At 68.4% G+C, this 9,588-nt stretch carries 8 protein-coding genes; 5 read left to right on the top strand and 3 right to left on the bottom strand.

What is annotated here, in order from left to right; translation table 11 throughout:
- The first annotated feature begins 188 nt into the window (after positions 1-188).
- Together BKN51_RS20850 and BKN51_RS20845 are read left to right on the top strand one after the other, a co-directional pair.
- Positions 189-932 carry a hypothetical protein gene (locus BKN51_RS20850; protein WP_101609231.1) on the top strand — a complete coding sequence of 248 codons (744 nt, stop codon included), beginning with the start codon at positions 189-191 and terminating at the stop codon, positions 930-932.
- Between the two features lie 24 nt (positions 933-956).
- Positions 957-1,580, top strand: a complete 624-nt coding sequence (locus tag BKN51_RS20845; protein ID WP_101609230.1) for a type VII secretion system-associated protein — start codon at positions 957-959, stop codon at positions 1,578-1,580.
- Between the two features lie 285 nt (positions 1,581-1,865).
- Here BKN51_RS20845 and BKN51_RS20840 read toward each other — a convergent pair whose 3' ends face one another.
- From BKN51_RS20840 to BKN51_RS20830, 3 genes are all read right to left on the bottom strand, one after another.
- Complete coding sequence (locus tag BKN51_RS20840) at positions 1,866-4,676, bottom strand: AfsR/SARP family transcriptional regulator (protein WP_101609229.1); 2,811 nt, start codon at positions 4,674-4,676, stop codon at positions 1,866-1,868.
- The gene (locus tag BKN51_RS20835; RefSeq protein ID WP_158255775.1) at positions 4,673-6,406 is read right to left on the bottom strand and encodes an AfsR/SARP family transcriptional regulator; all 1,734 of its coding nucleotides are present in this window, start codon (positions 6,404-6,406) and stop codon (positions 4,673-4,675) included. Before BKN51_RS20835 ends, BKN51_RS20840 begins: the two co-directional genes overlap by 4 nt.
- 300 nt (positions 6,407-6,706) lie before the next feature.
- Positions 6,707-7,354: a response regulator transcription factor gene (locus tag BKN51_RS20830; RefSeq protein ID WP_174720433.1), complete on the bottom strand. Its 648-nt coding sequence runs from the start codon at positions 7,352-7,354 to the stop codon at positions 6,707-6,709.
- A gap of 462 nt (positions 7,355-7,816) precedes the next feature.
- Here BKN51_RS20830 and BKN51_RS20825 point away from each other — a divergent pair, with 462 nt between their 5' ends.
- From BKN51_RS20825 to BKN51_RS43185, 3 genes are all read left to right on the top strand, one after another.
- Complete coding sequence (locus BKN51_RS20825; protein ID WP_146044359.1) at positions 7,817-8,137, top strand: hypothetical protein; 321 nt, start codon at positions 7,817-7,819, stop codon at positions 8,135-8,137.
- Positions 8,083-9,033, top strand: a complete 951-nt coding sequence (locus BKN51_RS20820) for a cytochrome P450 (protein ID WP_101609225.1) — start codon at positions 8,083-8,085, stop codon at positions 9,031-9,033. Before BKN51_RS20825 ends, BKN51_RS20820 begins: the two co-directional genes overlap by 55 nt.
- Before the next feature lie 141 nt (positions 9,034-9,174).
- Entirely contained in the window at positions 9,175-9,546 is a 372-nt protein-coding gene (locus BKN51_RS43185) for a hypothetical protein (protein ID WP_146044358.1), read from the top strand.
- Positions 9,547-9,588: the final 42 nt, after the last annotated feature.

Below are 9,588 nucleotides of genomic sequence, written 5' to 3'. Positions count from 1 at the left end.
CGGACTCGACGAGGAAGATCTCACCGAGCCGTTCCCGGCTGACGCTCCGCAAGGCCTTCGGATCACCGCGATCGAGCGTGCTTGCCCCAACGGGCAGCGGCGAGGAGCCACGGGACTTCGGCTGGATCGCGGCGCTTGTCACCAGGGCCGTCACGCCGGTTGTCTGGTCGTGACCGCGAGGAGAACCGATGATGACGGAGGTGGCACCCGTGACCGGGGCGGACGCACGGTACTGGTCCGTGCCCGACCGCGCGCGGGAGGGCACGGGGCCCGGTGACGAGTCCACGATCGCCGTCCTGGTCGCCGTGCTGAGCGCGACGCCGGGGGCGCGCGGCCTGTGGCGCACGCGGTGGGTCGACCTCAGCCGGTCGGGGGCGGACGGCGAGACCGAAACGAGGTACATCGCGCTCGCCGAGTCGCGCGCGCTGCCCGCGCTGGCGGACACGGTGCGCCTCGGTGGGGATGCCGCCGTCGAGGTCGTGTCCGCCGACGGGGACATGCCCCGGCCGACGCGGACCGCGCTCGCGTCCGGCACCCTGCTCTGGGCGGCCGATCCCGCTCCCGTCCTGAAGGTCGCGCGGGTGTTCGACGGGGTGCAGGCCGACGGCACTCCGTTCTTCCTGCCCGGCCACCCTGAACTGGCCGGAGCCCCGGAGGTCCTCGAGTATCTGCGTGCGGCCACCACACTGCTCACGACACCGGACACCATGGACGACGTGTGGGAACCGGGGCGGGGCCGGGTCGTACCGATGAATTTCCGTACCGACGGAACCTGGATCTGGCCCGACACCGTCGAGTACTACCTCGAAGAGCACGGTCTCGCGCCGGAGAGCAGGCTGCTCGCCCACGTACACGCCGCCGGTGACCGGCCGCCCCGGCTCGACCAGGTGGCGGCGCATCGGGCGATGACCGAGCTGTTCCGGCAGCGATGAGATCCCGCCTCGGAGGCGACACGGATGAGCGATCAAGGCGAAGGCACCGGCCAGGAGGAGAACTGGTTCCTGCTGATGGATCCGGAATGGGTGCCGGGCGAGGACGACGACGTGCCACCGATCGAGTCGGTCGTCGGTGTCTGGCCTCTCGTCGGTGACGGCGCCGTCGGCCGTTTCCTGCCCAACCCGGACTACCGGCCGCTGAACCCGGACTCGCCGACCGACCCACTGGACGCGGTGCTGCGCCGGATGGTCGAGGGCACGGCCGAACCGGAACACCTGCAACCATTGCTGCGGGACACCGAGTTCGACCTCGCGATGAATGGCGACGGGCGCCCGCTCATCGTCCCGGCACCCGACGAGGTGCTGTGCGCGGTGATCGCCACCGCCGAGCAGCACCGGGAGCAGGTGTTCGCGCCGATGTGGCGCCGGGTCGGCCTGCCGGAACTGCTCGACCTGCTGGACGAAAAGTTCGACCTGCTGATCAACCCGGACGGCCCGGCCGCCGTGCGACTGGTGGGCAGCCTCGTGCGCGCCGCCGGCGCGATGACCGACGACGAAGCCACCGCCCTGTACCGCACCCTGGGCGCCGAAGACACCGGCCTGGAGGTAGTCCGCTGGACCCTCCCGGCCCCTACCCCGTCGTAACACCACCCGAGAAGGGTGAGCTCGTGCTCCACGCGCAGCGTGGTGTCCCGTGAGGGCGTATCGAGGGGCAGGGCAAAGGTGGCGTGTCGGACGGACTTCGGGACCGGGCAGCGGTGTCACAGCCGTCCCAGCGTCACCAGGGATCTACAGTGGAGGGCCGTGAAGGCCTCCTTCCCTACCCTCAGGGTAGGGAAGGAGGCCTTCACGGCCAGCTGAGTACCTGCGCGACCCGACACGCCACTCACGACCAACCGAACCTGGCTGACCCGACGCATAGTCGTCGGGTCAGGCCGGCTTGGTGTCGGGCTTCGTTGTCGACAGCCCGCGTAGCTTGGCGCGGACGTCTTCGGCGGTCGCGTCACCAAGATGGTCGAAGATGTCCAGTGCTGCCGACAGCGCGTCGATGGCTTCCGCGTGTCTGCCGGGCAGTCTCAGATACGTCTCCCCGAGTGCGCGCAGGGAGAGCGCCTCCTCACGGTGTACTCCCACTGTCCGCGCGAGCCGCCGGGCCTCGATGAAGTGGTTCACCGCCGACCGGCTGTCCCCGGCCCGCAATTCCAGCTGTCCGATCCCGCGCAGGCTGGAACTCTGCCCGGCCAGGTCATTCTGTTCGTTGCGCATCTCCAGTGCCTGCTCGTGGCGTTCCCGTGCCTCGGTGAGCCTGCCCAGTGCGGTGTAGGCCTCGCCAAGGCACGCGAGAAGTCCCGGCAGTCGCGCGGCGCCCTCGCCCTGCTCTCCGGTCAACGCCTTCTCGAGCTGTTCCGCGGCCTCGGCGGGACGGTCCGTGCCGAGCAAGGCGTTGCCGATGGCGTTGCGGAGGTAGGGCCGCACCCCCGGCTCCGTGTTGATCTCGTCCGACGCGAGTAGCTCGAATGCCTCCGCCAGTGTCCGGTCGAACTGGCTGACCTGGTTGTACGCGATCAGCCGGTTGTATCGGCAGCGAACCTCCGCGTTCGGGTCGCCGAGCGCCCGGCACTGCTCGATCGCGATCGTCATCGTGTGGATCCATTCCGGGAAATGGCAGCGTCTGATGAAGAACCCGATCAGAAAGTTCGGGATCAGCCAGGCGTGCCTGCGAAATCCCGCCGACGCGGCCAGTTCGATCACGGCCAGCAGGTTGGGCAACTCGGCTTCGCACCATTCCGCGGCCATCCGCTGATGCGTGAACTCGGGTGGCGTGACGGCTTCCGATAGAGGTTCCATCGGTGGGCCGGGCGCTCGTGGTTGCGGGGCCAGCAGAATGTCGGCCGCCTGTGCACCGTAGAGATACCAGCCAACGAGCCTGCGCAGGGCCGTTTTCTTGGCCTCCTCCGGTTCGTCGAGTTCGAAACGCTCCCGCGCGTAGGCGCGAAGCAGGTCGTGCAGCCGGTAGTATCCCGCGGTCCGTTCCTCCAGCAGGTGGGCTTCCTGCAACGCGCGGATCGCGCGCTCGGCATCCCGGTCCGCGCAACCTGCCATCGCCGCCGCCATCGGGACCGAGATGTCCGGTCCGGGGAAGCCGCCCAGCAGGCGGAACATGCGCGCGTTTTCCGGTGCCAGCGCGGCGTAGGACCAGGAGAACACCACCCGCAGGGACGTGCTGTCCTCGCCGGCGGACAGCACGTCCAGCCGCCGCTGGGCCTCGGTGAGCTCGGCGACGAGTTCGGCGAGTTCGCGGCGGGACCGCAGGGCGGCGCGCTCGGCGACTATCCGCAACGGCAGGGGCATCGACCCGCAGTGCCGCACCAGTTCGACGGCGACGGCGGGCTCGGCGGCGATCCGTCGGTGACCGATGATCCCGCCGAGCAACGCCACTGCTTCGGATTCTGCGAGCACGTCCACCGGCAGGCGCAACGCGCCCTCGCTGACGGCCAGCTCGCGCAACCGTCTGCGACTGGTGACGATCGTGAGGCAGCCGTCCGTGCCCGGGAGGAGTGGCCGGACCTGTTCGGCATCGCGCGCATTGTCCAGCATGATCAGGGCCCGCTTGCCGGCGAGCAACGTACGCAGGTAGGCCACCCGCGCGCCGTCGTGCGCCGGTATCCGGTCGGCCTGCGCCCCGACGGCTCGCAGCAGCGCGCCCGCCGCGGCACCGGTCGACGGCAGCTCGCCACCCGGTGCGAACCCACGCAGGTCCACATAGAACCGGCCATCGGGAAAGCGGTCGGCGACCTCCATCCCGAAACGCACCGCCAGCGCGGTCTTCCCGGAGCCACCGGCGCCGTGCAACACGATCAGCCGCGGGGAACCGGCAGGCGCGCGGGCGAACCCCTGCATCCGGGCGAGTTCGGCCTGTCTGCCGGTGAACGATCGCACGTCCGGCGGCAGGTGCGTCGGCGCGCGGTCGCTCGCGGGCGCCGCGTTCTGGTCGTCGGTGATGTCGGCGAGCAGGGAACTCAGTTCGGCCGCGGGTGTCACGCCGAACCGCTCGCCCAGCTCCCGCTCGACCAGTTCGTAATGGGCCCGGGCTTCGTCGTCCAGACAGCACTGGTGCAGTGCCTGGATGAAGTACGCGGCGAGCCGTTCCCGCATCGGGTTGGTGGCGGCGGGCTCGCGCAGGGCCGCTACGACCTCCGCGGGTCTGCCCAGTTCGAGCAGGACGCGTGCCCAGGATTCCAGGACGTTCAACCGGTGTTCGATACAAGAGTTCCGCTGTGCTTGGGCGAACGGCCCATGGACGCCCGAAAGCGGTTCGCCGCGCCACTTCGACAGCGCGGCGTGCAGGGAGGCCGCCGCGTCGTCGAGCCTGCCGTCCGCCGCGGCTTGGAAACCCTCGTCCGCGAGCCTGGAGAACTCCTGAATGTCCACTGTGCCTGGCGGAAGGCGCAGCTGGTACCCGCCTCCTGCCCGCATCAGCAGGCCGGGCGGCTGGTCCTGCGACCGGTTCGGCTCCAGCGCTCGCCGCAGGCTCGAAACGTAGGTCTGCATGTTGCCGGCCGCGCTCGACGGCGCCGCATCCCCCCAGACGAGCGAGATCAGCTCGTCCGGCTGAACCACCTCGGGAGCGCGCATGGCCAGTACGGCCAGCACGGCTTGCCGGATGGGGCCACCAAGCGATATCGGGCTGCCGTCGACAAGCGCTGCCACCGGGCCGAGCAGTTTGATCTCGACGGTCATCGCGTGCCCGCCCGCGTGAGCCGCCGACCGTACCCGCGAACCAGCGTGGGCACTCGGTACCTGTCGCCGCCGAGGTGATCGAGCAGGCACGATTCGACCAGTTCCGCCCGCGCGGCTGGTTCGTGTTCGTGAAGCATCCCGACGGTGGCCTCGTCTTCGTACGACCTCGAGCCCAGCCAGGCCAGTAGGTCCAGGGCAGGCGCGGACAAGGTCCGGGCGGTGTGCTCGAGTCCGACCAGGACAGACGCCTTGTCGTCATCCTCGCTCAGGGAAAGCATCTCCAAGGGATTCTCGTGGTACCGGAGCCGCATGGCGAACTGCTGGACCGCGTCGGCGTCGGCCTCGACCTCGGCGAGAAGGACGGCGGCGGCCCGCACGGCCAGTGGAACGTAGCCGCATGCTTCCACTATGCGGGTCACATGATGGTAGGAAATGGGGACGTTCAGGGGAGTCCCGCATCCGCTGATCAACAGCCGCTTGGCGGCATCCGGCTCCAGCGCGGCCAACGGCACCCGGTGCACGTTGTCCAAAGGGGACAGACGTTTTCGGCTGGTGACGACAGCGGTGCTGGAGGTGCCTTCCGGGAGCAACGGGGCCACCTGTTCCGCGTCGGCGGCATCGTCCAGCACCACGAGGATGCTTCTCGCGGCCAGTAACGAGCGCCACCGGGCGGCCTTCTGCTCCACAGTGCCCGGTAGGTCGTCGGCGTGGACGCCCAAGGTCAGCAGCTGGTGGTCGAGTAGCTCACCCAACGGCGGCACGCCGGTGCGCTTCGAACCACCAAGACTGAGATAGAGCTGGCCATCCGGGAACCGGGGCGCCAGGCCGCGGGCCAGCTGGCAGGCGAGGGCGGACTTTCCGATACCGGCGTGTCCGGTGATCACGATGGGCGAGCCCGCCGTGTGGGAAAGCTCGGCCAGTTCGTCGTCCCTGCCGACGAATCCCCACGGCCGGTGCGGCAGCTGTGCCGGCCGGACCGCCCTGGGCGAGCTGTCCGCGGGCGACGGACCTCCGTCCGATGTGGACGGGCTGCGCTCGGCGCACCCGGTGTCGAAATCACCGGTCAGCATCTGTTCGTAGAGCCTGCCGACCTCGGCGCGGGGCTGGGTGCCCGCCTCCTTCCGCAGCCGCCTGCGGAACACGTCCAGCGTGCTGAGGGCCTCCGCTACCAGCCCGGCACGGTAGAGACTCGTGCTGCGTAGCACGGCGACTTGCTCGTCCGCCGGATACGCATGGGCGAGACCGGTGCACTCCGCCACCGCCTCGGTGACCCGTGCGGTGGCGAGCAGCGCTTGCACTCGCAGCTTGCGCAGGGCGAGCCAGCGAGCCTCCAGTCTCCGCCGCTCGGCCTCCGCGAACGGCCCCGCTATCTCCGGTAGCGGGGCGCCGGTCCACAGCCGGGAGGCTCGTTCGACGGCGGTGAAACAGGCCTCGACACCACCTCCGGACCAAGCTTGCGCGGCACGGTCGACCCAGCTGTCGAACTCCAGCGCGTCCACATCCTGGACACGTACGTCGAGCCGGTACCCGTCCCGATCGGTGTACAGGACCGAGGGCTCACCGAGTATCTTGCGCAACTCCGAAATGTAGGTGTGCAGGTTGCCGGTAGCGCTGCGTGGCGGCGCCTGGCCCCAGACCGCGCGGACCAGTTCGTCCTGGCGTACGGGTCGCCCCGCGCGCAGGGCCAAGCGGGTCAGTACCGCACCCTGCCGTGGCCGGTCGAACTGCACGGTAACACCGTTTCGTCGTATTGCGACGGTGCCGATCAACTGAATAGCCGGGTGAGCCTCAGCATCCACGTAGCCCATCATCGCACGCTGCAGCCAAGGTCTGGCGGAGGGCAAGGGGTTCCTCACGGTTCGATTCATACTCATTTGGGCGTGGCATTTCCGACGGGCTCTTTACCGTTCCCCGATCCTGCCATTGTGGACGCGGCAGCCGATTGTCCATAATGGGACTCCAGTGCGCGCCGGCCTTCCTCACCGAACAAAGTGGACAGTGCTCGATCGGCGAACCCCGCGCCGGATCTTCTAGATTATGCCTGCCCGCAACGCGCTGGCCACCGCATGCGAACGGTTCCGGAAGTTGAGTCTCCGCGTGATGCCGTAAATGATGTTCTTCACCGTGCGCTCGGAGTAACACAGCTTGTCCGCGATCTCGGCGGTCTCCCGGCCTTCGGCAATGAGCCGCAGCACTTCGATCTCCCGGGTGGTCAGCTCGGTCGGCCGCAGGCCTCTCCTGTCCGGCACCAGCTGCCACAGCCGCTCCACGTGCGCGAAGAGCTCACCGAGCCGGTCCGGAGGCAGCGCGGCACCGCCCGTTGCCGCGGTGCGCACGATCCGCGGCAGCATGTCGTCCCAGATGGCCGTCCGGGGCAGGACCGCGACGACTCGGCACTCCACCGCCAGCAACAACTCGTCGTCCTTGAGGTCATCGATGATCAGCACGACAGGCCGGCCGATCTCACTGGCCACCCGGCGCAGCGCGGCGACCACATCCGCGGACAGGTGGTCGAACGCCGCGACGACGACATCGACTTCACTCGCCCGGTTTCTCGGTAGTACCCGCACCCCGCTCAAGCGCTCCAGATACGCCACCATCCCCATCTGGGTGAGCGAATCCAGCGCCTCGACAGTGACTCGAATCGTCTGCTCCACCAGTACCTCCGCTAACCCCATTCCGCAGATGCTCAAGTGTGCACTCTTGCGCTCCATTTACCCTCCACGAGGCCCATATAAGGACATGAGAGAGTCCTAAGTGCGCTCATATGAGCGGATGTGGTGCCGGACCGGGACGTGCGAGCGGAAACAGGACTCCGGTGCGCGTGGTGGCACCGCGGCGGTGGCTCGGCCTGCTACCGGAAGGGCGGCCGGCGCCTGGGCGGACCTGTGACCAGGTTGGCGGCGGTGGTGGGTGCACTCGTCGAGTCCGGCGTGCTCGAGTCGCACTAGACGACCCGGGTGGCCATCGTCAGCCGACAGGGCGTCCTGATGATCTGGGCGGCCCATGGCCGGTGCCCTTGCCCGAAGGTACCCGTTCGAGCTGGGGCCTCGGGCAATCCGCCGTGTTGTCGATGCGGGGGATCGGTACCCCCTGCTAACTCTGGACAAGGCCGTCCCGGCACAGAAAGGACCATGCCCGTGTCATCGCCCACAGTTCCTTTGCCGTTGCCGAATTCGGCGTGCCCCTTCAGTCCCGCACCGGAGATCGGAGACATCCGGGACAGCCCCTCGCTGCCCCGGGTCTCGTGCCCCACCGGGATCGACGCGTGGCTGGTGACCCGCTACGCGGACGTCCGCGAAGTGCTCGGTGACACCGCCCGGTTCAGCGTCCGGGCCGGCATGGCCGGGCACATCCTGGCGAACACCCGCCGGGCGTCCCGGCCGTCCCCGGCGACTTTTCCCGGATGGACGGCGCCGACCACGTCCGGTTCCGCCGCGCGCTCGCCCCCGCGATGGTGACAGCGAAGCGGATGGCCGCGATCCGGCCCGTGGTGCAGCGCATCGTCGATGAAGCAATCGACGACCTCGCCACCTCGGCGCAGCCGGCCGACCTGCACGAACAATTCGCCAAGCCGGTCAGTTCGGCCGTGATCGCCGAGCTGTTCGGTGTGCCCGCGTCGGCGCGTGAGCTGCTCCTCGACTCGGCCGAGGCCCTGTTCCGCGGCGACGCCGACCACCTGGAAAAGGCGACGGCCCCGCTTTACGCCTGTATGCAGGAGCTGATCACCCGGCGCCGGACCGAACCGGCCGAAGACGCACTCGGCCTCCTCGTCGGCCACCCCGAAAACTTCACCGACCTGGAACTGCTCGTCGGGGCCATCAGCGTGTTGCTCGCCGGCTACGACACCGCCGCGAGCATGATCAGCCACGGAGCTTTCGTGCTGCTGGCAGACCTCGCGCGGTTCGCTCCGCTCCGCGAGGACCCTGCGCTGATACCCGGAGCGGTCGAGGAAATGGTCCGGCTGCTCGGTGTGGGACCTGGGCGAATGCGCGTGGCCGTGACCGACACCGAGATCGCCGGAACGCCGATCGCGGCCGGAGACTACGTCGTGGTCTCCATCCAGGGCGCCAACCACGATCCGGCCCGGTTTCCCGACCCTGGCAGGCTCGACGCCCACCGTGACCACCGACGGCACCTCGGTTGGGGCTTCGGCCCGCACCGATGTGTCGGACAACCGCTTGCCCAGCTGGAACTCACCGTGGTCTTCGAGGCCCTGGCGCGCCGCATTCCGTCTCTGCGCCTCGCGGTGCCGATCGAGGACATCGAGCTCGAGACCGACACTCCCAACACCTCGCCGGCTCGCCTGCCGGTCGCCTGGGAGGAAATTCGCCCCAGTCGACCTCCACTGTCCTGAAGAACGCGTCCGGGCAGAAAACGGTGTACTGAAAGGGCAGTACGCAGTGAATTTATCGCGTGGTGGCATCGTTTCCGGAAGAATAAAGTCGTCACTATGTACAAGCCAGTACGGCTTTTCAAAGAGAGGAACGTGTAGCCGATGTCTTCGTTGACACGAAAAGTTGCCACGGGCGCGACCGCGGTCGTCCTCGGCGCTCTTGCCATGGGCGGGCAGGCGGTAGCCGCGCCGGCCGACTCCACACTGTTCAGCCTGTGTAACAACGGGAATGGGGACTACGCAGTGTCAGCCGTGTTCCCGGACAGTGGCGGCTTCTCCAGTACCATGGTCGTCGCCAACAGCTGCTGGAAGGGCCCCCGGTACCGCGGCGAGAACTATTTCCTGCACGTCACGTCGACACATAACGGCAACAGCAGCTTCGATGAGGGATGGAACTACACCAACAACTCGGACTACACGGATGTGAGCACCACCGGGTCCTTTCAGGACTTCCAGTACCGGAAGAACGGCTAGGATTGCTGTAGTCGCTCACAAGCGGCCCGCTGGTGTCGCGCC

Source organism: Amycolatopsis sp. BJA-103, assembly GCF_002849735.1.
Taxonomy (GTDB): domain Bacteria; phylum Actinomycetota; class Actinomycetes; order Mycobacteriales; family Pseudonocardiaceae; genus Amycolatopsis.
Note: the sequence above shows the minus strand (reverse complement) of the source record. Positions and strands in the feature narration are given on the sequence as shown.

What these genes read in the sequence shown, in the direction of transcription:
- BKN51_RS20850 (WP_101609231.1), top strand. Translation starts at nt 189, where the DNA reads ATGATGACGGAGGTGGCACCCGTGACCGGGGCGGACGCACGGTACTGG.
- BKN51_RS20830 (WP_174720433.1), bottom strand. Translation starts at nt 7,354, where the DNA reads ATGGGGTTAGCGGAGGTACTGGTGGAGCAGACGATTCGAGTCACTGTC.
- BKN51_RS20820 (WP_101609225.1), top strand. Translation starts at nt 8,083, where the DNA reads ATGGACGGCGCCGACCACGTCCGGTTCCGCCGCGCGCTCGCCCCCGCG.
- BKN51_RS43185 (WP_146044358.1), top strand. Translation starts at nt 9,175, where the DNA reads ATGTCTTCGTTGACACGAAAAGTTGCCACGGGCGCGACCGCGGTCGTC.
- BKN51_RS20840 (WP_101609229.1), bottom strand. Translation starts at nt 4,676, where the DNA reads ATGACCGTCGAGATCAAACTGCTCGGCCCGGTGGCAGCGCTTGTCGAC.
- BKN51_RS20845 (WP_101609230.1), top strand. Translation starts at nt 957, where the DNA reads ATGAGCGATCAAGGCGAAGGCACCGGCCAGGAGGAGAACTGGTTCCTG.